We start from the raw sequence: 22,875 nt of genomic DNA on the forward strand, positions 1-22,875 counted from the left end.
CGCAAAAGATAACGGGCGCCAATGGCGCCCGCGACCCGTTTCCTGCTGTTTCCGACGAACGCGTTTTATGCGTTGGTCTTGGACATGCGCTTGCGCTCATGCGGATCAAGATAGCGTTTGCGCAGCCGGATCGTGTTCGGCGTCACTTCGACCAGTTCGTCGTCGTTGATATAGGCGATGGCTTCTTCCAGCGACAGTTTCATCGGTGTGGTCAGGCGCACGGCTTCGTCGGTGCCGCTGGCGCGGACGTTGGTCAGCTTCTTGCCCTTCAGCGGGTTCACCTCAAGGTCGTTGTCGCGGCTGTGTTCGCCGATGATCATACCGGTATAGACCTGTTCCTGCGCGCCGATCATCATCTTGCCGCGCTCTTCGAGGTTCCACAGCGCATAAGCCACCGAGACACCGTTCTCCATCGAGATCAGAACCCCCGCGCGGCGGCCCGGAATCGGCCCCTTGTGCGGGGTCCAGCCGTGGAACACGCGGTTCAGAACGCCAGTGCCGCGCGTGTCGGTCAGGAACTCGCCGTGATAACCGATCAGCCCGCGCGACGGGACATGGGCGATGATGCGGGTCTTGCCTGCGCCGGCCGGTTTCATCTCGACCAGTTCACCCTTGCGCGCGCCGGTCAGTTTCTCGATCACCGCGCCGGAATATTCGTCATCGACGTCGATGGTGGCTTCTTCCACCGGTTCCATGGTGACACCGTCCTCTTCGCGCATGATCACCTGCGGACGCGAGATCGACAGTTCGAACCCTTCGCGGCGCATGTTCTCGATCAACACGCCCATCTGCAATTCGCCCCGGCCCGAGACCTCGAACGCCTCGCCGCCCGGCGTGTCGGCGATCTTGATGGCGACGTTGGATTCGGCCTCTTTCATCAGCCGGTCGCGGATCACGCGGGATTGCACCTTCTTGCCGTCACGCCCGGCAAGCGGGCTGTCGTTGATGCCGAAGGTCACGGTGATCGTGGGCGGGTCGATGGGCTGGGCTTCCAGCGGTTCCTCGACCGCAAGGGCGCAGATCGTGTCGGCAACGGTGGCCTTGGCCATGCCCGCGATCGACACGATGTCACCGGCGACGGCCTCGTCGATGTCCTGCTGTGCAAGACCACGGAAGGCCTGGATCTTGGTGACGCGGAACTGTTCGATTTTCTGACCGATGCGGCTGATCGCCTGCACGGTCTGACCGACCTTCAGCTTGCCCGATTCCACGCGGCCCGTCAGGATGCGGCCGACAAACGGGTCGGCGCCCAGCGTCGTTGCCAGCATGCGGAAATCCTCGTCCTGATGGGCGATCTGTTTCGGCTTGGGCACGTGGTTGACGATCAGGTTGAAAAGCGCGTGCAGGTCCTTGCGCGGCCCGTCGAGTTCCGCATCGGCCCAGCCGTTGCGCCCGGAGGCATACATATGCGGGAAATCCAGCTGGTCCTCGGTCGCGTCCAGCGACGCGAACAGGTCGAAACATTCGTCCAGCGCGCGGTCGGGTTCGGCATCGGGCTTGTCGACCTTGTTCAAGACCACGATCGGGCGCAGCCCCAGCGCCAGCGCCTTCGAGGTCACGAACTTGGTCTGCGGCATCGGGCCTTCGGCGGCATCGACCAGAAGGACAACGCCATCGACCATCGACAGGATGCGCTCGACCTCGCCACCGAAATCGGCGTGGCCGGGGGTGTCGACGATGTTGATGCGGGTGCCTTTCCACTCGACCGAGGTCGGCTTGGCGAAGATGGTGATACCGCGCTCGCGTTCCAGGTCATTGCTGTCCATGGCGCGCTCGGCCACTTCCTGGTTGGCGCGGAAGGCCCCGGATTGCTTCAGAAGCTCGTCCACAAGCGTGGTCTTGCCGTGGTCCACGTGGGCGATGATGGCGATATTGCGAAGGTCCATGGGGCGTCTCTTTTCCTGTTCGCGCCCGCCCTATATCGGCTGCGCACAAAAGGCCAGAGGGAATGGCGCAGGTTTTCTCCGAAAGCGGCGGGCCGTGTTCCACGGGGGCGCGTCAGGTGGCGATATAGCGGTCGCGGCGGTGGTTGAGGCCGATCACCACATTGGTGACCAGGGCGCCCAGAAGCGACGCGGCAACCATAATCGGGTCCAAGACGAAGAAGGCGGCGCAGAAAAGACACAAGTCAAAGATCAACTGGGTCCAGCCCGCCCGGAACCCGGTGCGGTCCTGCAGGTAAAGACCCAGAACGCCGATCCCGCCCAAAGACGCGCCGTGGCGAAACAGGATAATCAGCCCCATGCCCGACAGGATCCCCGCCAGCGCCGCGCCAACCCATGGGTTCACCATCTGGAAGGTGACGAACCGGGGCAGCACCTCCATCATCAGGGACAGGATGGCGACGGCGACAAAGCTTTTCACCGTGAAACGTGGCCCCATGCGGCGCCAGGCCAGAAGATAGAAGGGCAGGTTGACGGTGAAGAACACCGCCCCGAAGGACCATCCCGACACATAACTCAGCAACACGCCCAACCCAGCCGTCTGCCCGGTGATCAGCCCGACATGGGTCAGGATCAGGACCGAAAACGCGCAAAGCGTGGTGCCAGAGACAAAGGCCAGCGCATCCTCGAACAGGCTGTGCGAGATCGCGGCGCGATGCGGTTCGTTGCGGGTGGCGGTGGTGTCCGGGTCTTGGGTCATGACCCGCGTCTGACCGCATATCGGCGTCGGACAAAAGGCGACCGATGGCCGCAAGGGGGGTGCAATTATCGCTTGCGGACCGGGACAAACAGGCGTTCAAGTCGGCCTGAACTGTTTTTGACACGGGGGACTGGACGCATGTGCCGCTGGGCCGCTTATCTGGGCAAGCCGATCTTTCTGGAAGAGGTCATCACCAAACCCGCCCATTCGCTGATCATCCAGAGCCATGACGCGACCAAGGCCAAGACCGCGATAAATGCCGACGGGTTTGGTATCGCCTGGTATGGCGAGCGGGACGAGCCCGGTCTTTACCGCGACATCTATCCCGCCTGGTCCGATCCCAACCTTCGCGCGCTGGCGCATCAGGTGCGCTCGGGCCTGTTTCTTGCGCATGTGCGCGCCTCGACCGGCACCGCGACCAGCCGCAACAACTGTCACCCGTTCACCCATGGCAAATGGAGCTTCATGCACAACGGGCAGGTCGGTGGGTTCGAGCAGTTCCGCAAACGCGCGGACATGGCCGTGCCGGACGCGCTTTACGCCAGCCGCAAGGGGGCGACAGACAGCGAGGTTCTGTTCCTGTTGATGCTTGGCGCGATGGAGGAGACGGGGCAGGGCGATCCGGCGGCGGCGCTGGCGGCCTCTGTGCGCCAGATGCGCGGGTTGTCGCAACAGTTTGGCACGACGCCCCACATGCGCCTGTCTTCGGCGTTCTCGGACGGAGAAAGCCTGTGGGCCGCACGCGACAGTTCCGACGACATCGCGCCGTCGGTGTTCTACCGCTGGAGCGAAAGCCGCGAAGGCTGGGCCGTGGTGTCGGAACCCTTGGAAACCACCGAAGGCGGCTGGACCGAACTGCCTCCCGGGCACATCGCGCAGTTCAGCCCCGACGGGGTCGAGGTGAACCGGCTTGACACCTAGGTTCTGAACCTACCCCTGAAGCGCCTTGTTCAGGTTCTCGTCGATCTTTTCAAGGAAGCCCTGCGTCGTCAGCCAGCCCTGATCGGGGCCGACCAGCAGGGCCAGATCCTTGGTCATGGACCCGCTTTCGACGGTTTCGACGATGACGCGCTCAAGCGTTTCGGCAAAGGCGCGCAGGGCGATGTTCTCGTCCAGCTTGGCGCGGTGCTTCAGCCCGCCGGTCCAGGCGTAAATGGACGCGATCGAGTTGGTCGAGGTTGATTCACCCTTCTGGTGCTGGCGATAGTGGCGGGTGACGGTGCCATGGGCGGCCTCGGCCTCGACGATCTTGCCATCGGGCGTCATCAGCTGGCTGGTCATCAACCCAAGCGAGCCAAACCCCTGCGCCACCGTGTCGGACTGCACGTCGCCGTCATAGTTCTTGCAGGCCCAGACGAACTTGCCGTTCCATTTCATCGCGCAGGCGACCATGTCGTCGATCAGCCGGTGTTCGTACCAGATGCCCTTTTCCTTGAACTTCTCTTCGAACTCTTCTTCAAACACCTTCTGGAACAGGTCCTTGAAGCGCCCGTCGTATGCTTTCAGGATGGTGTTCTTGGTCGAGAGATAGACCGGCCAGCCAAGGTTCAGACCATAGTTCAGCGAGGCGCGCGCGAAGTCGATGATCGAGGCGTCGAGGTTATACATCGCCTGATAGACTCCGGCAGAGGGCGCGTCATAGACTTCTTTTTCAATGACCGTGCCGTCCTCGCCTTCGAATTTCATCGTCAGCTTGCCGGGGCCGGGGAAGGTGAAATCGGTCGCCTTGTACTGGTCGCCAAAGGCATGGCGTCCGACCACGATGGGCGAGGTCCAGCCCGGCACAAGGCGCGGCACGTTCTTGCAGATGATCGGCTGGCGGAACACAACACCGCCAAGGATATTGCGGATGGTCCCGTTCGGGCTTTTCCACATCTGTTTCAGGCCGAACTCTTCGACCCGCGCTTCGTCCGGGGTGATCGTGGCGCATTTCACCGCGACGCCGACCTCTTTGGTCTTTTCGGCGGCATCAATGGTGATCTGGTCATCGGTGCGGTCGCGTTCCTCGATCCCGAGGTCATAATAGAGAAGGTCGATATCGAGATAAGGCAGGATCAGTTTCTGCTTGATGAAATCCCACATGATGCGGGTCATTTCGTCCCCGTCCATTTCGACGATGGGGTTGTCTACCTTGATCTTGGTCATGGCTATCTCCGGGCTCTGAGTCGCGGTCTCTTGCGGGGTAACTAGCGGATTTCCGACGGCGGGGAAAGTGTTTGTATGCGATTGTATACCGAAAATCCCCCCGTCAGGACTATCGACCCGAACCGATTGCGGGGCTAGGGTCCGCACAAAGGTATTTGAAGGAATTTGCGCGTGATCCATTTATCTGTGGCCGAGGCGTTCCGATTTGCATGGCGGTTGCGGTGGCCGTTCCTGTTGTCCCATCTGTTGTTCAACATCCTGCTGACCGCGTTTTTCGCGCCGCTTCTGGCGCTCAGCATCCGGTTGGCGGTGCGCCTGTCCGGGGCGCCGGCGCTGTCGGATTTCGACATTGCGCTGTTCCTCCTGTCTCCGGTGGGCTTTGTCGCGCTTTTGTTGCTGTGTGGCTTTGCCCTGACCCTGACGGTGATGAATGTCAGTTTCATGATGGCCATCGCGCTGCGGTTTCACGTCACCGGCGAAAAGGGCGCGACCGAGGGGATCGAGGCGGTCCTGCCACGGGCGCGCCAAGTCCTGTCCTTCGCCGTGCGCCTGACGCTGCGCATTCTGGCGCTGGCCGGGCCTTTCGTGCTGGTGGCGGGGGTGCTCTATCTGTTGTTCCTGACCGAGTATGACATCAACTATTACCTTCAGAACCGCCCGCCGGAATTCTGGGGCGTTGTCATCGGGGCAGGGGCGGTGCTGGCGCTTGGCGCGGCGCTGTTGCTGTGGCGGCTTCTGGGCTGGGCACTGGCGCTGCAGATGGTGCTGTTTGCCGGCACGCCTCCCGCAGCCAGTTTCCGCGCCAGCACCGAGGCGATGCGCGGCAAGCGGCTGTCGCTGCTGATCAAGTTGGCGGGGTGGGGCATCGCCGCGACCCTTCTGATCGCGGCGGTGGCGGTCCTGCTGGGGGTGGTGTCCGACCAGCTTGTCAAGCAATCCGACCTTGATCTGGACCGGCTGGTGCTGCGGCTTCTGGTGATGTCGGTCCTGTGGGGGATCGTGAACCTTGTGGTGACCTCTCTGGCCACCGGCGCGCTGGCGGTTTTGCTGATGGACAAGGCAGGCTGGCCCGATGCGCGTGGCGCGGGCAGCCACGGCAGGATCTGGCAATTCGGGTTTGTCGTCGCGGCGGGGGTGGCGATCTCGGCCCTGCTGGTGGCGGTGTCGGCACGTGATGTGACGCAGGTCCAGACCGCCGACAAGGTCGAGATCATCGCCCATCGCGGCGCGGCAGGCGCGCGGCCGGAAAACACCATGGCGTCCTTTGAAAAGGCGATCGAGGACGGGGCGGACTGGGTCGAACTGGACGTTCAGGAAAGCGCCGACGGAGAGGTTGTCGTCGTGCATGACAGCGATTTCATGAAGATCGCCGGAAACCCGATCAAGGTCTGGGATGCCACGATGGGCGATATTGCCGGGATCGACATCGGGTCGTGGTTCGATCCCGCCTATGGCGACCAGCGCACGCCGCTTCTGGCCGATGTCCTTCTGGCGGCGAAAGACCGGGCCGGGGTGCTGATCGAGCTGAAATATTATGGCCACAATGACCAGCTGGAGAGGCGTGTGGCGGATGTGGTGGCGTCAACGGGCATGGAGGATCAGGTCATGTCGATGTCCCTGAAACTGCCGCTGGCGGAAAAGATGAAATCGCTGCGCCCGGAGTGGAACGTCGGGCTGTTGTCCTCGGCCAGCGCCGGGCGGATCTGGGCGCTGGACGTGGATTTCCTGGCGGTCAACAAGGCAAGCCTGACATCGCGGCTGGTGCGCGAGATGCGGCAGGCGAAGAAGAAACTCTATGTCTGGACGGTGAACGAACCGCTGGAGATGAGCCGCATGGTCTCGATGGGGGTGGACGGGCTGATTACCGATGAACCGGCGCTGGCACGCGAGGTCGTGTCGCAACGGCAGGACCTGACCAGCGTCGAACGGCTGGTGCTGGCGCTGGCGAACCGGCTGGGGATCGGCTTTGACGAGGGCGACTATCGTGACGATCAGCCTTAGACCCGCGCTGCTGGCGCTGATCGCCATGCCCGCCCTGGCGCAAGAGGCAGACCTGACCCTGTTCGACCGGATCGAGGTTCAGGCCCATGCCCGGCTGCAATCGGTGCGCGACAGCGGGGCGGACCTGTTGCCGTTTACGACCGATGGCTGTTCCGGCGGCATGTCCGCCACATGGGAGATCGTGGCGACGCTGGTGCCGGAATTTGCCGACATCCACCTTGAAACGCCGCCATGGCAGGACTGCTGCGTCACCCATGACCGCGCCTATCACCTGGGCGGCGAGGACAGCGACCCGGTGGCCAGTTTTGCCGCCCGCAAAACAGCGGACGAGGCGCTGCGCCAATGCGTGATCGCGACGGCAGAGGACCGGCGCGCGGTTCTGATGTCTCGATACGGGCTGAGCGAGGCGCAGATCGACACCGCCTATCGCCTGATTGCCGGGTCAATGTATGACGCGGTGCGGGTTGGCGGAGGGCCGTGTTCCGGCCTGCCGTGGCGCTGGGGCTATGGCTGGCCGCATTGCGGTGCGTTGAGCGGGCTGTCGGAGTAGGGTCAGGACCATTGATCCTGCGCCCGGTCACATCTTGTCGAAGAACGCCACCAGACGCGGGCGCAGCCAGCCCCAGATGCCGGGCGCGCCGCGCTGGATCGGCACGCCGACGCGCTTGTCCATCTGGTCCATGGTGACGCCGTACTCCACCCATGTGCCGCCGCCCTGTTCCATGTTGGCGACAGGTGTCGGCAGGCGGTCGATGGCCTTGGCAAACCGGGCATCGGCGGTTTCTGCGGCTTCGAACTCGTCCCAGAGGGCGCGGAATTCGGCGCATTGGTCGTCGGGCAACAGCGCAAACAGCCGGTCGGCGGCGGCCAGTTCCGCCGCTTCCTGCGCCGCGTGGTCGACATCGCCGTGGATCGGGTTGTCGCCCGCATCGATCTCGACGATGTCGTGGATCAGCAGCATCCGCAGCACCCGGTCAATCGACACGCCCGCGGGCGCCTGATCCGCCAGAACCGCCGCGTAGAGCATCACATGCCAGCTGTGTTCGGCCGAATTCTCGAACCGCGAGTCATCGTTCAGCCGCGAGGCGCGGTAAACCGACTTCAGCTTGTCCGCTTCGTTGAGAAAGGCGATCTGGGCGTCGAGCCGGGTATTCCGGCCTGTCGTCATTGCGGTGCTTGCGGCGCGGCGGCACGGCGCGCCGCGGCCATCTTGCGATTGAGCGCGTCACGCGCCTTTTCCTCGGCCAGCCGCACGCGGCATTCGGTCAGGAACGCCTCTTCCAGCGTCTGTGACGCGGCCGCCAGAACGCCCGCGATCTCCATGAACAGGCGATCTTCGCCCAGTTCCTTCTGCGCCGCCAGCACGTCGTCGGCCAGTTGCGAGGCAAGCCGCTCGATCGTGTTCATCAGCGCGTGGTCTCCGTCAGGCGGCGTTTCACGTAACCCGTCACGTGGTCGATCATCGTGTCCATATGCGGCTCTTCGAAGAAGTGGCCGGACCCGTCGATCTCGGTATGGGTGATGGTGATGCCCTTCTGCTCGTGCAGCTTGTTGACGAGGTTCGTGGTCTCGGCCGGCGGCGCCACGCGGTCAGCGGTGCCGTTGATGATCAGACCGGACGACGGGCAGGGGGCGAGGAACGAGAAATCGTACATGTTGGCGGGCGGCGACACGCTGACAAAGCCGGTGATCTCGGGACGGCGCATCAGAAGCTGCATGCCGATCCAGGCACCAAACGAGAAACCAGCCACCCAGCAATGTTTCGAGTTGTTGTTCATCGACTGAAGATAGTCGAGCGCCGAGGCCGCGTCGCTGAGTTCGCCCACGCCCTGATCGTATTCGCCCTGGCTGCGCCCGACGCCGCGGAAATTGAACCGCAGCACGGTGAAGCCCATGTTGTAAAAGGCATAATGCAGGTTGTAGACCACCTTGTTGTTCATCGTCCCGCCAAATTGCGGGTGCGGATGAAGAACGATGGCAATGGGCGCGTCGCGGTCTTTCTGGGGATGATAGCGGCCTTCGAGCCGACCTTCGGGTCCGGGAAAAATCACCTCGGGCATATCTGCTCCCTCGTCTCCTTCAAAAAGGGCGCCTTGAATTCTTGACGAATTCCCTCAGGCACCTTAGAACGGTTCTAACCTTCCGGGTCATGCCGGATACGCTGCAAGCGACTTAAGCATTGCAGGCGGGATCGTCAATCAATTCGCGGGGTCGCGTGGGATGAAACTGTCAACCAAGGGGCGTTATGCGCTGGTGGCGCTTGCCGACATCGCCCTGCAGCCCGAGGACGCGCTGGTGACTCTGGCCGAAATTTCGAAGCGGCAGGATATTTCCCTGGCCTATCTGGAACAGCTTTTCGTCAAGCTGCGCCGCGCGGAACTGGTGGAATCGGTGCGCGGGCCGGGTGGTGGCTACAAGCTGGCGCGCCCGGTGTCGGATATCCGCGTGGTCGATATCCTTGCCGCGGTGGATGAAACCGTGTCCGCGCTGCACACGGGCGCGGCGGCCAAGGGTGGTTTGTCGGGATCGCGCGCGCAATCCATGGCCAACCGCGTGTGGGAGGGGCTGTCGGCCCATGTCTATGTCTTCCTGCACCAGACCCGGCTGAGCGACATCATCCGTAACGAGATCGCCCCATGTCCGGCGGTGCCGAACCTGTTTGCCGTGGTGGACGACGAATGAGATCGCTGCACCTTTTGGCGGGCATGGGGGCGCTGCCCCCTCGTTTGAAAACTCGCCGAGTTTTCAAACTTCACCCCCGAGGTATTTCCGGCAAGAGGAAGGGGCGGGGGTGAGAGCCTATCTGGACCATAACGCCACCGCGCCGCTGCGGGCCGAGGCGCGTGATGCGATGATCGCGGCGATGGATGTGGTCGGCAACCCGTCGAGCGTGCATGCCGAGGGTCGGGCCGCCAAGGGCCTGCTGGAAAAGGCACGGGCCGAGGTTGCCTCGGCCTTTGGCGCGGACGGGGCGGATGTGATCTTTACCTCGGGCGCCACCGAGGCGGCGGCGCTTGCCCTGCAGGGGCGGGGCGTTCAGGGCGCGGGCATCGAACATGATGCGGTGCGGGCCTGGGTCGAGGAAGTGCTGACCGTGGGGGCAGACGGGATGGTGACGGTCACCGATCCCGGTGCATCGACGCTGCAGATCGCCAATTCCGAGACCGGGATCGTGCAGGAACTGCCTGAGGGTCTGTTGGTCAGTGACATGACGCAAGGTTTCGGCAAGCTGCCGATCGCCTTCAACTGGTCCGGCGCGACCATGGCGCTGATTTCGGCGCATAAGCTGGGCGGGCCGAAAGGGATCGGCGCGCTGGTGGTCAAGCGCGGCACGGATATTGCGGCGCAGCTGAAAGGCGGCGGGCAGGAAATGGGCCGCCGCGCGGGAACCGAGAACATCATCGGTGCCGCCGGTTTCGCCGCCGCCGCCAGCGCTGCGGTCCGCGACTTGTCGTCCGGGGTCTGGGATCGGGTTGCAAATCTGCGCGATTTGCTGGAAGAGACCCTTGCCGCTGACGCGAAAGAGACCATTTTTGTCGGGAAAGGCGAAAAACGCCTGCCCAATACCTCCTGTATCGTCACGCCCGGCTGGAAGGGCGAGACGCAGGTGATGCAGATGGACCTGGCCGGTTACGCGATCAGCGCCGGGTCCGCCTGTTCCTCGGGCAAGGTCAGGGCCAGCGCCGTGTTGCTGGCGATGGGCTTCGACGACAGCGCGGCAAGCGGGGCCATCCGGGTCTCGCTCGGGCCGGAGACAACGGAACAAGAGGTGCTGGGCTTTGCAAGGGCCTGGCTGACCCAGGAAAAGAAATTCCGCGCCCGCGCGGCGTGAGACGTGACAGGAGAGCACATGGCCACTTTGGAACAGACGCAGGACGTTCAGGTCAAGGAAGGCGTCGACCAGGAAACCGTCGACGCGGTCCGCGAGGTTGGCGGCAAGTACAAATATGGCTGGGAAACCGATATCGAGATGGATTATGCCCCCAAGGGGCTGACCCCGGATATCGTGCGCCTGATTTCCGAGCGCAACGAAGAGCCCGAATGGATGACCGAATGGCGGCTGGCGGCCTATGAGCGCTGGCTGACCAAGGAAGAACCCGATTGGGCCATGGTCGACTACCCGGAAATCGATTTCCAGGACCAGTATTACTATGCCCGTCCGAAATCGATGGAAGTGAAACCGAAATCGCTGGACGAGGTCGACCCCAAGCTTCTGGCCACGTATGAAAAGCTGGGCATCCCGTTGAAGGAACAGATGATCCTGGCCGGGGTCGAAGGTGCGGACGAAGCGCCTGCCGAGGGCCGCAAGGTCGCGGTGGATGCGGTGTTTGACTCCGTGTCTGTCGGCACGACCTTCCAGAAGGAGTTGAAAGAGGCGGGCGTGATCTTCTGCTCGATCTCGGAAGCGATCAAGGAACACCCCGAACTGGTGAAGAAATACCTCGGCTCGGTGGTTCCGGTCAGCGACAACTTCTATGCCACGTTGAACAGTGCCGTTTTCTCGGACGGCTCGTTTGTCTATGTGCCGCCGGGCGTGCGCTGCCCGATGGAACTGTCGACCTATTTCCGCATCAACGCCGAGAACACCGGGCAGTTCGAACGCACGCTGATCATCGCCGACAAGGGCAGCTATGTGTCCTATCTTGAGGGCTGCACCGCGCCCCAGCGCGACACCTCGCAGCTGCATGCCGCCGTGGTCGAGATCATCATCGAGGAAGACGCCGAGGTGAAATATTCCACGGTGCAGAATTGGTATCCCGGTGACGAGAACGGCAAAGGCGGGATCTATAACTTCGTGACCAAGCGTGCCGATTGCCGGGGCGACCGGGCCAAGGTGATGTGGACGCAGGTCGAAACCGGCTCTGCCGTGACGTGGAAATACCCCAGCTGCATCCTGCGCGGCGATGATTCACAGGGCGAGTTCTATTCGATCGCGATCACCAACAATCACCAGCAGGCCGATACCGGCACCAAGATGATCCATCTGGGCAAGAACACCAAAAGCCGCATCGTGTCCAAGGGCATCTCGGCCGGGTTTGCACAGAACACTTATCGCGGGCTGGTGTCGATGCACCCCAAAGCCAAGAACAGCCGCAACTATACCCAGTGCGACAGCCTTCTGATCGGTGACAAATGCGGGGCGCATACGGTGCCTTACATCGAGGTCAAGAACAACTCGTCCCGGGTTGAGCATGAGGCGACGACGTCCAAGGTCGATGACGAACAGATGTTCTATTGCCGTCAGCGCGGCATGGACGAGGAAGAGGCCGTGGCGCTGATCGTGAACGGTTTTGCCAAGGAAGTGCTGCAGGCGCTGCCGATGGAATTCGCCATGGAAGCGCAACAATTGGTGGCGATTTCGCTGGAGGGCTCCGTTGGATAACAGGCCCACCACATCGCAACGGATTGCCTCGGCCGCGCCCTATGTGTGCCCGGTGCTGGGCGGGGGGCTGGGCGTGCTTTATGTCCAGATCTTCCACATGCAATTCGTGAACCCGGTTTTCGCCATCGGCGTCGGGGCGGTTGCGGGCGCGGTTGTGGGCAAGGTGCTGGTGCATCTGATCGAGACACGGCAACTCAGTGGGCAGAGCCGCCCAGACGAACGGAACAAATGATCGCCTGATGGCGATGCAGGAATAACGCGGTGGTCAACGGATCGCTGCACGGAGAAAGTCAGGATAGAAAACATGTTGGAAATCAAGAACCTGAAGGTCAAACTTGAAGAAGAGGACAAGCAGATCCTGAAGGGCGTCGACCTGACCGTCGAGGCGGGCAAGGTGCATGCGATCATGGGTCCGAACGGGTCGGGCAAATCGACCTTGTCCTATGTCCTTTCGGGGCGCGACGGGTATGAGGTGACCGAGGGTTCGGCCACGCTTGAGGGCGAAGACCTGCTGGAACTGGAACCGGAAGAACGCGCCGCGCTGGGTCTGTTCCTGGCGTTCCAATACCCGGTGGAAATCCCCGGTGTCGGCAACATGACCTTCCTGCGCACAGCTGTGAACGCGCAGCGCAAGGCACGCGGGCAAGAGGAAATGTCGGCAGCCGAGTTCCTGAAGGTAATCCGCGCCAAGGCGAAAACCCTGAAGATTGACGCCGACATGCTGAAACGTCCCGTCAACGTCGGCTTCTCGGGTGGTGAGAAGAAGCGCAACGAGATCCTGCAGATGGCGATGCTGGAACCCAAGATGTGCATTCTGGACGAGACCGACTCGGGGCTGGACGTCGACGCGATGAAGCTGGTGTCGGAAGGTGTCAACGCGCTGCGCGACGCAGGGCGCGGTTTCCTTGTCATCACCCACTACCAGCGGCTTCTGGACCACATCAAGCCGGACGTCGTTCACATCATGGCCGATGGTCGCATCGTCAAGACCGGCGGGCCGGAACTGGCGCTTGAGGTCGAGCAGAACGGCTATGCCGACATTCTCTCCGAGGTGGCGTAATGGCTCTGGATGATCGCAAACTGAATGCAACCGAGGAACGGCTGGCGGCGATGACCGTGCCGGACGTCGGCTGTACCAAAACCGCCCGGCAATCGGCGCTGGCGCGGGTGCGGGCGATGGGCCTGCCGGCGCGCCGCGACGAATACTGGAAATTCACCCGTCCCGACACGCTGGTTCAGCCCGAGGCGCCCAAGGCGGCGGTGTTCGCGTCGGACGAGGCCTGGGTTTTCGACGCCATCGACCGGCTGAAAATCGTCTTTGTCGACGGCGTGTTCAACGCCGATCTGTCCGACGACCTGACGCTGGAAGGGGTCGAGATCGACCGGCTTGAGGATGTCTGCTGTCAGGACAACCACTGGGCCGAGGATTTCTATGGCACGCTGGAAGCCAACAGCCATGACCCCGTGGAACGCCCGCTGGCGGCGCTGAACACCGCCTTTGCCGGCGACGGGGTCACGATCCGCGTCACGGGCAAGCCGTCGAAACCGATCAGCCTGATCTATACCCACGAATCCGAAACCTCGGACGTGTTCCTGCATCACGTGGTCCGGGTCGAATCCGGGGCCGAGGCGACGATCCTTGAAAACGGTCCCGCCGCGGCGCGGTTCAACAAGTGTTTCGAGATCGACATCGCCGATGGCGGCACGCTGCACCACATCCGCGCGCAGGGCCGCGACCACGAGCGCCGCGCGGCGGCGCATATGTTCGCGCGTCTGGGCAAGGAAAGCGTCTATAAATCTTTCACCCTCACGGTGAACGGTGTCCTGACCCGCAACGAGACCGTGATCGAACTGACCGGAGATGACGCCGTGGCGCATGTGGCCGGGGCCTGCCTTGGGGATGGCGATTTCCACCATGACGACACGGTCTTCATCACCCATGACGCGGTAAACTGCGAAAGCCGTCAGGTCTTCAAGAAGGTGCTGCGCAACGGCGCAACCGGCGTGTTCCAGGGCAAGATCCTTGTGAAACCCGGCGCGCAGAAGACCGATGGCTACCAGATCTCGCAAAGCCTGCTTCTGGATGACGACAGCCAGTTCCTGGCCAAGCCGGAACTGGAAATCTATGCCGATGACGTCGCCTGTTCGCACGGGTCCACCTCCGGCGCCATCGACGAGGACGCGCTGTTCTATCTGCGTGCCCGTGGCGTGCCCAAGGACATCGCGACCGACCTTCTGACGCTGGCCTTCCTTGCCGAAGCGGTGGACGAGATCGAGAACGAAGAGATCGCGGATGAGATCAACGGCCGTCTCGAAGGCTGGCTGGAGCGTCGGCGCGGCTGATGTCCGTCACGCGTGACATGATGGCCATGTATCGGGGACCGCATCGGGTGATCCGGCGGTTCCTTGACATGGGGCCGCGCGAAGACCGCGCGCTTGCCATCCTGATGGCGGGCTGCCTTGTCATGTTCATCGCGCAATGGCCGCGTCTCAGCCGCGAGGCGCATCTGACCGGGGACGAGCTGAACCCGATGCTGGGTGGCGCGCTTCTGGGCTGGATGTTCATCGCCCCCCTTGCGCTTTACGTGCTGGCCTTTCTGTCGAACCTCATCCTGCGGGCGGTGGGGCGCAAACCCTCGGGTTATGCCACCCGCATCGCGTTGTTCTGGGCGTTTCTGGCCACGGGGCCGATCCTGTTGCTGCACGGGCTGATTGCCGGGTTCATCGGGCCGGGCATCGGGCTGCAATCGGTGGGGCTGATCTGGGTACTGGTGTTCCTCTGGTTCTGGATCTCGGGCCTGTTGGTGGCCGGGAAGGGGGCGGCATGATCGCGTTCCTGAAGGACCTGACCATCGAGACCATCCGCGACCCCAAGGCCGCAGCGCATCGCCTGATGGCGATGAATTTCGAGCGCGAGGCGCTCTGGACCATGCTGGTCCTCGCCTGTGTCCTCAACACGCTGGCCTTCCAGATCACGAACCTGTTGTTCCCGATCCCCGAAGAAGTGCTTCGCGAGCTTGCAGGAAGACCAGAGCTTTTCTTGTTCCGCATAACACCTGGTGTCATGTTCGTGTTGCTAGCATCCGTCTCTATCGGATTGGTCTTCCTGTTCTTCTGGGGCGGGCGTGCGATGGGGGGCAACGCGGCCTTCCCGACGATCCTGTTGATGGTCGCCTGGCTGCAATTCCTGCAGGTTATGGTGCAGGTCGGGGCGCTGGTCCTGATGCTGTTCCTGCCGGGACTGGCCGGTATTTTCGATCTGGGCGCCAGCCTTTACGGCGTCTGGATCTTTGCCAATTTCATGAACGAGGCCCACGGCTTTGGCTCTGTGGGCAAGGCGTTTTTGATGATTTTCATGACCATGATGGGCGCGGTGCTGGGGATTTCGGTCTTCTTTGCCGTGCTTGGCCTGGCCGCGATGGGACCTGTCTGATGTATGACGTAAACGCAATCCGCGCCGATTTCCCGATCCTGTCCCGAGAGGTGAACGGCAAGCCGCTGACCTATCTCGACAACGGCGCTTCGGCGCAGAAGCCGAAGGTGGTGATCGACGCGGTGACACGCGCTTATGAACATGAATATTCCAATGTTCACAGGGGTTTGCACTTCCTTTCCAATCTGGCCACCGACAATTACGAAGCCGTGCGCGGCAAGATCGCCCGCTTCCTGAACGTGGCGGATGAGGATGAGATCGTCCTGAACTCGGGCACCACGGAAGGCATCAACATGGTGGCCTATTCCTGGGCCATGCCGCAGCTTCAGGCGGGGGATGAGATCGTCCTTTCGGTGATGGAACACCACGCCAATATCGTGCCCTGGCATTTCCTGCGGGAACGGCAGGGGGTGGTGCTGAAATGGGTGGATGTCGCCGCAGATGGCAGCCTTGACCCGCAGGCAGTCATCGACGCCATGAGCGACAAGACCAAGCTGGTCGCCATCACCCAGTGTTCCAACGTCCTTGGCACCGTGGTCGATGTGAAAACCATCTGCCACGCCGCCCGCGAACGCGGGATCGCGACGCTGGTCGACGGCTCGCAGGGGTCGGTCCATATGCCCGTCGACGTGACCGACATGGGCTGTGATTTCTATGCCATCACCGGTCACAAGCTTTATGGCCCTTCCGGGTCCGGCGCGATCTACTGCCGCAAGGAGCGGATGGCCCAGATGCGCCCCTTCCTTGGCGGCGGCGACATGATCCGCGAGGTCCACAAGGACAGCGTCATTTACAACGACCCGCCGATGAAATTCGAGGCCGGCACGCCGGGCATCGTCCAGACCATCGGATTCGGCGTGGCGCTGGACTACCTGATGGACCTTGGCATGGAAAATGTCGCGGCGCATGAGGCGTCCCTGCGCGATTACGCGATGACGAAATTCGCCGGGCTGAACTGGCTTCAGGTGCAGGGCAATGCGCCGGGCAAGGCGGCGATCTTCTCGTTCACGCTGGACGGGGCGGCCCATGCCCATGATATTTCCACGATTCTCGACAAGCGCGGGGTCGCGGTGCGGGCGGGGCATCACTGTGCCGGGCCTCTGATGGATTTTCTCGGCCTGACCGCCACTTGCCGCGCCTCGTTTGGACTTTACAACACCACGGATGAGATCGACACGCTGGTCGACGCGCTGGAACTGGCGCACGAGTTGTTCGCCTGATCTCATTTTGCGATTGCGGGCGGGCAACGCGCTGGCTATACCCCGCCCAAGGCACCCGTAGCTCAGCTGGATAGAGCGCTGCCCTCCGAAGGCAGAGGCCACAGGTTCGAATCCTGTCGGGTGCGCCATCTTCCCTTTTGTCTGGATCTGACGCGGCTGCGACCTTTGCATCGGCGCTATTTCTTTTGGCGGCGGTGTTGCTATCCTGCGCAAGACGAAGCTTGCGGGATTTGCACGATGAAACAGGCCCTTATCCTGTGCGCCCTGGGGGTGCTGCCGGTGATTGCCGTGGCCGAGAGCCGCGAGGACTGGCGCACATCCGGGCCGTGGCAGATCATCGTTGACCCGGCGGTCGGACGGGGTTGCCTGATGGAAACGGTGATGGCGGACGGCACCAAGGTGCGCGTCGGTGTGTTGCCGCAGGAAGATGGCGGCTATATCGCGGCGCTGAACCGGGACTGGACCGGGATCGAACCGAACAAGAGCGGCATCGCCCGGTTCGATTTCGGACGCGACCTGTTTGAAGGCGAAACCCGCTCGGTCATCGAAGGCGACTGGCGCGGTGGGTCAGCCTTTTTCAACAACCCCGAGTTCCTTGAGAATTTTGAACAGGGCCGCGCGCTGACGATCGCGGGCAGCGGGGGCATCCAGTTCGAAATCAGCCTGACAGGAACCAGACGCGCCGTCGCCGAGGTTCTGAAATGCCAGGAGGAACAGGACAGGCAGGTCGCCGAATGAGACGCGGGGCGATTTGGGCGGGCGCGGTTGTTCTGCTGCTTCTGGTCGTGCTGCCGTGGCTGGTGCTGGAAAGCGCGATGTTTTCCAAGCTGCGGCGCGATCTGGTATCGCGCGCCCTGTCCGAGGAGCTGAAAATACCCGTCATCATTGACGGAGATGTGTCGGTGTCCCTGTCGCGCCGGCTGCGGTTTTCAGTGGTCGACGCGCATATCCCCTCGACCACGATGCCGGACCGCATCACCGCGTCATTGGGCGCGGCGCAATTCTCGGTTCCGCTGGCGGCGCTTCTGGAGGGCCGTTTCCCGATCCAGGACCTTGTTGTGCGCGATCTGGATGCCGAGGCCTATCGCGACAGCGCCGGGCGGACCAGCTGGACCCAGACCGGCGGCTTGTTCACCGCAACCGGGGACAATGGCAAACCCAAAAGCAATCTGTTGCGGGTTTTCTATGACAAGCGGATTGATATCCAGAACATCCGGCTAAAGCTCATCAACGATCAAAGCGGCTTTGACTTCCTGTTCGACCTTCAGGCGTTTCTGCTGGACTACACCGGGTCGGACAATCCGGTGACACTGACCAGCCATGGCGCAATGAACGGCCAGCCGTTTGAGGTAACCGGGGATTTTCCGCGCGGTGCGGATTTTTCCATCGCGGCGATGTTTGGCCGTCAGCAGTTGGACATTTCCGGCGCGCCCTACCGGGACGGGGTCACGGACGGGTTCGGAGCCGACATCACCTTGACCTCGCCTGACCTTCAGGGATTCCTCGACCTCGTGGCGCTGAAAGGTGACGTGGAGGGATCGGGCAGGCTATCCTTTGCGCTGGATCACCGGCCCGGCGTGATCGAACTGGACAGGATCGACCTTGGGGCGCGGACCGGGGCGGGCAGGTCGCTGATGGTTCGGGGACGGGCCGGGAACCTGCTGACGCTGGACGGCATAGACCTGGCAACTGACCTCAGGCTGGTCGAGGACGCCGCAACCATCCCGCCCGCGCAAAGGCTGCGCGATATCCGGGTTTTGCGGGTCACGGCAGATATCCTTGGCAGTCGGGGCCAGTTCGAACTGGCCGCGATTGATGCACATACCAATGCCTTTGACACCGAGCTTGACCAGATCGGCCCGGCCCGCGTCGGCAAACTGTTCCGGGCCGAGGACGGGCGGCTTGAGTTGACGGGGATTCGGCTGCAAAGCGGAGACCCGGCGGACCCGTTTCTTGTGGCCGAGGGGCAGATACTGGACCTGCTGGCGCTCAAGGCGTTCCGCTTCGAGGGCCAGCTCAACGGCCATGCCGACATGATCTTTCCCGATATTTCGCCCGAGGATCTGGACGAACTGGGGCGGGTGCAGGCCAGCTTTGCCCTGTCGGACGAAAGCGGGGTGGTTGCGCTTGAACGTCTGGTGGCCGAAAGCACCCCGTCGGATCTGTGGCGTTTCCGCGGGCAGGCGCGGGTTGCCGACCTGACCCGGTTTCGTGGCGCCAGCCTTGCGGCGGATATGTCGGTGACGGGGGCCGGGGCGGTGCTTCAGGTTCTGGGCTTGCCTGACAGCGACATCGGCACCGTGGCGCTGGAGCTTGGAGCCGAGGCAGAAGGCTCTGATATCACGATGTTTCTTGGGCTTGATGTCGATGGAACCACGGCGCGGCTGGACCTGTCGCACCTGGAAACAGCGCGCAAGAACATCCTGCGCGGCGCGCTGTTCTCGCCCGCGATTGATCTGGACGGTTTGCTTGGCCTGATCCGCTCTGGCGTCGACATGGCAAAGGCGAACAGGCAGGACTCACACGCGCGCGAACAGCCGTCGTTGATGCAGGATCGCCGTGTCCCGAAACCCCTGATCGTGGCCCCGGACGGACGAGCGATAAAGCCGCTTGTGGTGCAACTGGATCCGGGCCGGACGATGCTGTTGCGGGTTCTGCGGCGGCTTGACCTTGAGTTCGGAATCAAGGTCGACCACCTGACGGGGAATGACACGTTTTCGGGTATCGACAGCCGGGTCGTGATGAACCGGGGCAAATTGTCAGCCGGGCCGCTCACGGCGCGCGTGGCCGGGGCGCATGTGACGCTGGGGGCAACGTCGGACGTGATCCTTGATCCCGGCACGCTGCATGTCGACGGCACGATGAGCGGGCTGTCCTTGTCGCGGGTGTTAAGGCTTTTGCGGATCGACATGGACGCAAGCGGCAAAATCGGTGGCAGCTTTGGCGTCGCGCTGGATCTGGGCCGCGATGTCCCGTTGCTGCGCCGTACAACCGGCTGGGCGCGGTTCGACATGAAGAACGGCGAGATCGCGACCTCGTTGATCGACCTTGCGGGCCTTGGGGTGTTCCCGTGGCTGTTCTCGGGCCGGGCAGGACGGGGCAGGGCGCCGATTGCCTGCCTCGTGGCGCCGGTCACGGTCAACAACGGCACCTTCTCGTCAAACCAGGTGGTTCTGGAAACCGACGCCGTGCAGGTGATCCTGAAGGGCAAGATCAATATCCCCGCAAACCAGATCGCACTGCGGGGCGAACCGCGCCCGGCAACGCGGCCGCTGGCGCGCAGCGCCTTTCCCTTCGAGGTGACGGGCAAGCTGACCAAGCCGGATGTCTCGATCGTGCGCGCCGGAGGCGAGAGTCGGGAAAAACGCGGCGTGCGGACGGTGGTGCAGAACCATCAGCCCTGCCGCGTCTATCAGCTTGATCCGCAATGACCTTCGCAAAATGAAAAGGACGCCCAAAGGCGCCCTGTGATTGTCCGGTGATCGGTGGTTTGGGTTAACAGCCCGGTTCAGCCGCCCAGATCAGCCGCCCAGTTCAACCGCCCCAAGTGCGGATCGGACCGCAGTCCATGTGGACGAAGTTCGACCGCGAATAGCGGCCAACACCACCAGCATTACAGGCCGAGGCCGCCTTGAAGATCTGGTTCACCGACCGCGACGCCAGACGCAGGTCAGCGGCCTGACCCTTCATGTGAAGCGAGTTCTTGGCAACGCCGCGCGACTTGCGGCGCAGCATGGCGTTGGTCTCGGGGCTGCGGTAGCCCGACAGCAGCATATAGGGTTCGTTGACATCGAGAAGATTGTGCGAGGCGGCCATGATGTCGATGGTGCGAAGGTCGATCTTGGTCGCCGAATTGGTGCGCCAGTCGCGCATGAACGTGTTGATTTCCTCAACCGCTTCCTTGATGTAATCGCCTTCGATCCAATAGATCGTGTCCAGCCGTTCCCCGGTGCGGCCGGAATACATCCGTATCCGGCGGATGTCGCCCGACCCCCTAAGGAAACCTGCTGCATGCGAGAAGGTTGGTGCCGCTGTGATTGCGGTTGCTGCGAAGGCCCGCAAAAGGCCACGCCGTGTCATGCCCAAAGAGCTACTCGTCGTCATAGTTAAGCGCCTGTCCCTACGCTACCTGCGCCGCGATGTTACGCGGCCTTCATCTCATCCCCAGATGCACGGGTCTTATGGCACAATTCGAATCGTGGACCAAGCGCGGATTCAGGCAAACGGGAAGTCGCAAGGATTTTCGGCGAATTTCTGCTGAAATTCTGCCAAATGTTGTGGCGCTTCCTCAGACGCCGCGGGCGACGACGCAACCGTGCATCACCCGCGGCAAAGTTTTCCGGCCTGAAGGAAATGTGAATGGACAGGGGCAAGTGTCTTCCGCACAAATGAAAATCAGTAGATTTGAGTACCACACGCGCGAGGTTTTTTCCCGATGACCCCCATCCGACTGTTCCTGATGAACCGGATTGTCCTGTTTCTTGGTCTTCTTGTTCTGATCGGTGTTGCGGCGCCGGCCACGGCGGAAGTGACCGCGTTCAAACAGGCCGTGGCAGAGGCGGCAGCCGATGACCGAGACCTGGCCGCGTTCTATCGCGAGCGGCAGTATGCCCCGGTCTGGACCAGTTCGGATGCCACTGCGACGGCACGCCGGGCCGCGCTGTTGAAGGCGCTGACCAATGTGTCGAACCACGGGCTTGCACCACAGCGCTATGACGCCGATGCGTTGACCGCGCAGATGGCCTCGGTGAAATCAGCGCGCGACCTCGGCTTTGTCGAGGTGGCGCTGTCCAAGACGTTCCTGCGCTATGCGCGCGATGTGCAGACCGGCATGCTGGTGCCGTCGAAGGTTGATGGACAGATCGTTCGTGAGGTGCCTTTGCGGCCGCGCAAAAGCTATCTGACCGGGCTGATCGCAAGCGAGCCGGACGCATATATGCGCAGCCTGCCGCCGCGCACGGCAGAGTACCCGCGCCTGATGAAGGAAAAGATGCGGCTGGAAATGCTGATCGAGGCGGGCGGCTGGGGACCGACCGTGCCGGGCAAGGGCAAGCTTGAACCGGGTGACAGCGGTGACCGCGTGGTCGCCCTCAGGAACCGGCTGATCGCGCTTGGGTTCATGGACCGCAGCGCGTCGCGCAGCTATGACGGCGCGATGCAACGGGCGGTGCAGGCGTTTCAGATCGCGCATGGGCTGGAGAGCGACGGCATCGCCGGGCCGGGCACGATCGAAATGCTCAACGTCAGCCCCGAGGACCGTCTGAAATCGGTGATCGTCGCGCTTGAGCGGGAACGCTGGTTGAACCTCGACCGGGGGCCGCGTCACGTGCTGGTGAACCTCACCGATTTCCACGCGCGGATCGTCGATGACGGCAAGGTCACCTTCATGACCCGCTCGGTCGTGGGCAAGAACATGCATGACCGCCGCAGCCCTGAGTTTTCGGATGTGATGGAGCATATGGTCATCAACCCGACCTGGAACGTGCCGCGCTCGATCGCGACCAAGGAATATCTGCCGATGCTGCAGAAGAACCCGAACGCGGTCGGGCATCTGACGCTGATCGACGGGGCGGGCCGCCGGGTCAGCCGCGAGGGGATGGATTTTACCGAATACTCGACCAAGAACTTCCCCTTTGACATCAAGCAGGCGCCGGGGCGGTCAAACGCGCTGGGGCTGGTGAAGTTCATGTTCCCCAACAAGCACAACATCTATCTGCATGACACGCCGCAGAAGTCGCTGTTCAAACGTGAAACGCGCGCCTTCAGCCATGGCTGCATCCGTCTGCAGCAACCGTTCGAATTCGCCTATACGCTGCTGGCGGTGCAGGAAGAGAACCCCAAGGCGTTCTTCCACCGCATTCTCGACACCCGCCGAGAGACCACGGTTGAGCTGGAACAGCCGATCCCGGTTCACATCATCTATCGCACCGCTTTCACCAACGCCAAGGGCCCGGTGCAATACCGCCGCGACGTCTATGGCCGCGATGCCAGGATCTGGTCGGCTCTTGATGCGGAAGGGGTGGAATTGCGCGGCTATCAAAGCTAAATAC

General features: G+C 62.5%; 22 protein-coding genes and 1 tRNA gene. 16 read left to right on the forward strand and 7 right to left on the reverse strand.

All coding sequences use genetic code 11. From position 1 onward, the window contains the following. Positions 1-65: 65 nt before the first annotated feature. Positions 66-1,886, reverse strand: coding sequence for a translational GTPase TypA (typA, locus tag JQ863_RS10450; RefSeq protein WP_204114214.1), 1,821 nt, complete (start codon positions 1,884-1,886; stop codon positions 66-68). Between the two features lie 112 nt (positions 1,887-1,998). Next, on the reverse strand, positions 1,999-2,643 hold the full coding sequence (locus JQ863_RS10455) for a YitT family protein (protein WP_204114215.1): 645 nt from the start codon (positions 2,641-2,643) through the stop codon (positions 1,999-2,001). Positions 2,644-2,781: 138 nt separating this feature from the next. On the opposite strand from JQ863_RS10455, the gene JQ863_RS10460 reads away from it, so the two are divergent. Then, positions 2,782-3,564, forward strand: coding sequence for a class II glutamine amidotransferase (locus JQ863_RS10460; RefSeq protein WP_204114216.1), 783 nt, complete (start codon positions 2,782-2,784; stop codon positions 3,562-3,564). A 9-nt stretch (positions 3,565-3,573) separates the two neighbouring features. On the opposite strand, the gene JQ863_RS10465 is transcribed toward JQ863_RS10460, so the two are convergent. Then, entirely contained in the window at positions 3,574-4,788 is a 1,215-nt protein-coding gene (locus JQ863_RS10465; RefSeq protein WP_204114217.1) for an NADP-dependent isocitrate dehydrogenase, read from the reverse strand. Positions 4,789-4,959: 171 nt separating this feature from the next. Between JQ863_RS10465 and JQ863_RS10470 the strand changes: the two genes are divergently transcribed. Both JQ863_RS10470 and JQ863_RS10475 read left to right on the forward strand, forming a co-directional pair. Continuing rightward, on the forward strand, positions 4,960-6,789 hold the full coding sequence (locus tag JQ863_RS10470) for a glycerophosphodiester phosphodiesterase family protein (RefSeq protein WP_338055511.1): 1,830 nt from the start codon (positions 4,960-4,962) through the stop codon (positions 6,787-6,789). Further along, a complete protein-coding gene (locus JQ863_RS10475) occupies positions 6,773-7,339 on the forward strand; it encodes a hypothetical protein (RefSeq protein WP_338055512.1) in 567 nt (188 codons plus the stop codon). The genes JQ863_RS10470 and JQ863_RS10475 overlap by 17 nt, the downstream gene beginning before the upstream one ends. A 27-nt stretch (positions 7,340-7,366) precedes the next feature. Here the strand turns inward: JQ863_RS10475 and JQ863_RS10480 are convergent, their stop codons facing one another. From JQ863_RS10480 to JQ863_RS10490, 3 genes are read right to left on the reverse strand one after another with little or no spacing between them, the layout of a single operon-like run. After that, positions 7,367-7,957 carry an HD domain-containing protein gene (locus tag JQ863_RS10480; RefSeq protein WP_204114219.1) on the reverse strand — a complete coding sequence of 197 codons (591 nt, stop codon included), beginning with the start codon at positions 7,955-7,957 and terminating at the stop codon, positions 7,367-7,369. Then, a complete protein-coding gene (locus JQ863_RS10485) occupies positions 7,954-8,196 on the reverse strand; it encodes a hypothetical protein (protein WP_204114220.1) in 243 nt (80 codons plus the stop codon). The genes JQ863_RS10480 and JQ863_RS10485 overlap by 4 nt, the downstream gene beginning before the upstream one ends. Continuing rightward, entirely contained in the window at positions 8,196-8,849 is a 654-nt protein-coding gene (locus tag JQ863_RS10490) for an alpha/beta hydrolase (protein WP_204114221.1), read from the reverse strand. The genes JQ863_RS10485 and JQ863_RS10490 overlap by 1 nt, the downstream gene beginning before the upstream one ends. Positions 8,850-9,009: 160 nt before the next feature. Between JQ863_RS10490 and iscR the strand changes: the two genes are divergently transcribed. The 12 genes from iscR to JQ863_RS10550 all read left to right on the forward strand — a co-directional run bounded on the left by iscR (position 9,010) and on the right by JQ863_RS10550 (position 20,256). Further along, positions 9,010-9,471: a Fe-S cluster assembly transcriptional regulator IscR gene (gene iscR, locus JQ863_RS10495; protein ID WP_204114222.1), complete on the forward strand. Its 462-nt coding sequence runs from the start codon at positions 9,010-9,012 to the stop codon at positions 9,469-9,471. A 109-nt stretch (positions 9,472-9,580) separates the two neighbouring features. After that, entirely contained in the window at positions 9,581-10,621 is a 1,041-nt protein-coding gene (locus tag JQ863_RS10500; RefSeq protein ID WP_338055513.1) for a cysteine desulfurase family protein, read from the forward strand. Positions 10,622-10,639: 18 nt separating this feature from the next. Further along, complete coding sequence (gene sufB / locus JQ863_RS10505) at positions 10,640-12,172, forward strand: Fe-S cluster assembly protein SufB (protein ID WP_204114223.1); 1,533 nt, start codon at positions 10,640-10,642, stop codon at positions 12,170-12,172. Further along, positions 12,165-12,404: a hypothetical protein gene (locus JQ863_RS10510; protein ID WP_204114224.1), complete on the forward strand. Its 240-nt coding sequence runs from the start codon at positions 12,165-12,167 to the stop codon at positions 12,402-12,404. Before sufB ends, JQ863_RS10510 begins: the two co-directional genes overlap by 8 nt. Before the next feature lie 72 nt (positions 12,405-12,476). Continuing rightward, positions 12,477-13,232 (forward strand): Fe-S cluster assembly ATPase SufC, encoded by a 756-nt coding sequence (gene sufC / locus JQ863_RS10515; RefSeq protein ID WP_204114225.1) that lies wholly within the window; start codon positions 12,477-12,479, stop codon positions 13,230-13,232. Next, a complete protein-coding gene (gene sufD / locus JQ863_RS10520) occupies positions 13,232-14,515 on the forward strand; it encodes a Fe-S cluster assembly protein SufD (protein ID WP_204114226.1) in 1,284 nt (427 codons plus the stop codon). Before sufC ends, sufD begins: the two co-directional genes overlap by 1 nt. Then, the gene (locus JQ863_RS10525; protein WP_204114227.1) at positions 14,515-15,000 is read left to right on the forward strand and encodes a YIP1 family protein; all 486 of its coding nucleotides are present in this window, start codon (positions 14,515-14,517) and stop codon (positions 14,998-15,000) included. The genes sufD and JQ863_RS10525 overlap by 1 nt, the downstream gene beginning before the upstream one ends. Then, positions 14,997-15,605: a YIP1 family protein gene (locus JQ863_RS10530; RefSeq protein WP_204114228.1), complete on the forward strand. Its 609-nt coding sequence runs from the start codon at positions 14,997-14,999 to the stop codon at positions 15,603-15,605. The genes JQ863_RS10525 and JQ863_RS10530 overlap by 4 nt, the downstream gene beginning before the upstream one ends. After that, positions 15,605-16,825, forward strand: coding sequence for a cysteine desulfurase (locus tag JQ863_RS10535; RefSeq protein ID WP_204114229.1), 1,221 nt, complete (start codon positions 15,605-15,607; stop codon positions 16,823-16,825). Before JQ863_RS10530 ends, JQ863_RS10535 begins: the two co-directional genes overlap by 1 nt. A 51-nt stretch (positions 16,826-16,876) precedes the next feature. Continuing rightward, a tRNA-Arg gene (locus JQ863_RS10540) sits at positions 16,877-16,953 on the forward strand. Positions 16,954-17,062: 109 nt separating this feature from the next. Continuing rightward, the gene (locus tag JQ863_RS10545; RefSeq protein WP_204114230.1) at positions 17,063-17,563 is read left to right on the forward strand and encodes a hypothetical protein; all 501 of its coding nucleotides are present in this window, start codon (positions 17,063-17,065) and stop codon (positions 17,561-17,563) included. Then, positions 17,560-20,256 (forward strand): AsmA family protein, encoded by a 2,697-nt coding sequence (locus JQ863_RS10550; protein WP_204114231.1) that lies wholly within the window; start codon positions 17,560-17,562, stop codon positions 20,254-20,256. Before JQ863_RS10545 ends, JQ863_RS10550 begins: the two co-directional genes overlap by 4 nt. Before the next feature lie 103 nt (positions 20,257-20,359). On the opposite strand, the gene mepK is transcribed toward JQ863_RS10550, so the two are convergent. Next, on the reverse strand, positions 20,360-20,929 hold the full coding sequence (gene mepK, locus JQ863_RS10555; protein ID WP_204114232.1) for a peptidoglycan L,D-endopeptidase MepK: 570 nt from the start codon (positions 20,927-20,929) through the stop codon (positions 20,360-20,362). Between the two features lie 331 nt (positions 20,930-21,260). Here mepK and JQ863_RS10560 point away from each other — a divergent pair, with 331 nt between their 5' ends. Then, a complete protein-coding gene (locus JQ863_RS10560; RefSeq protein ID WP_204114233.1) occupies positions 21,261-22,871 on the forward strand; it encodes a L,D-transpeptidase family protein in 1,611 nt (536 codons plus the stop codon). Positions 22,872-22,875 lie beyond the last annotated feature (4 nt).

Source organism: Shimia biformata (genome assembly GCF_016888515.1).
GTDB lineage: Bacteria > Pseudomonadota > Alphaproteobacteria > Rhodobacterales > Rhodobacteraceae > Shimia_A > Shimia_A biformata.

Excerpts from the sequence above, each read along its gene's own strand:
- sufC (WP_204114225.1), top strand. The coding sequence starts at position 12,477 with ATGTTGGAAATCAAGAACCTGAAGGTCAAACTTGAAGAAGAGGACAAG.
- JQ863_RS10480 (WP_204114219.1), bottom strand. The coding sequence starts at position 7,957 with ATGACGACAGGCCGGAATACCCGGCTCGACGCCCAGATCGCCTTTCTC.
- JQ863_RS10460 (WP_204114216.1), top strand. The coding sequence starts at position 2,782 with ATGTGCCGCTGGGCCGCTTATCTGGGCAAGCCGATCTTTCTGGAAGAG.
- sufD (WP_204114226.1), top strand. The coding sequence starts at position 13,232 with ATGGCTCTGGATGATCGCAAACTGAATGCAACCGAGGAACGGCTGGCG.
- JQ863_RS10530 (WP_204114228.1), top strand. The coding sequence starts at position 14,997 with ATGATCGCGTTCCTGAAGGACCTGACCATCGAGACCATCCGCGACCCC.
- JQ863_RS10455 (WP_204114215.1), bottom strand. The coding sequence starts at position 2,643 with ATGACCCAAGACCCGGACACCACCGCCACCCGCAACGAACCGCATCGC.
- JQ863_RS10545 (WP_204114230.1), top strand. The coding sequence starts at position 17,063 with ATGAAACAGGCCCTTATCCTGTGCGCCCTGGGGGTGCTGCCGGTGATT.
- JQ863_RS10550 (WP_204114231.1), top strand. The coding sequence starts at position 17,560 with ATGAGACGCGGGGCGATTTGGGCGGGCGCGGTTGTTCTGCTGCTTCTG.
- mepK (WP_204114232.1), bottom strand. The coding sequence starts at position 20,929 with ATGACGACGAGTAGCTCTTTGGGCATGACACGGCGTGGCCTTTTGCGG.
- JQ863_RS10535 (WP_204114229.1), top strand. The coding sequence starts at position 15,605 with ATGTATGACGTAAACGCAATCCGCGCCGATTTCCCGATCCTGTCCCGA.
- JQ863_RS10485 (WP_204114220.1), bottom strand. The coding sequence starts at position 8,196 with ATGAACACGATCGAGCGGCTTGCCTCGCAACTGGCCGACGACGTGCTG.
- typA (WP_204114214.1), bottom strand. The coding sequence starts at position 1,886 with ATGGACCTTCGCAATATCGCCATCATCGCCCACGTGGACCACGGCAAG.
- iscR (WP_204114222.1), top strand. The coding sequence starts at position 9,010 with ATGAAACTGTCAACCAAGGGGCGTTATGCGCTGGTGGCGCTTGCCGAC.
- JQ863_RS10465 (WP_204114217.1), bottom strand. The coding sequence starts at position 4,788 with ATGACCAAGATCAAGGTAGACAACCCCATCGTCGAAATGGACGGGGAC.
- JQ863_RS10525 (WP_204114227.1), top strand. The coding sequence starts at position 14,515 with ATGTCCGTCACGCGTGACATGATGGCCATGTATCGGGGACCGCATCGG.
- sufB (WP_204114223.1), top strand. The coding sequence starts at position 10,640 with ATGGCCACTTTGGAACAGACGCAGGACGTTCAGGTCAAGGAAGGCGTC.
- JQ863_RS10560 (WP_204114233.1), top strand. The coding sequence starts at position 21,261 with ATGACCCCCATCCGACTGTTCCTGATGAACCGGATTGTCCTGTTTCTT.
- JQ863_RS10490 (WP_204114221.1), bottom strand. The coding sequence starts at position 8,849 with ATGCCCGAGGTGATTTTTCCCGGACCCGAAGGTCGGCTCGAAGGCCGC.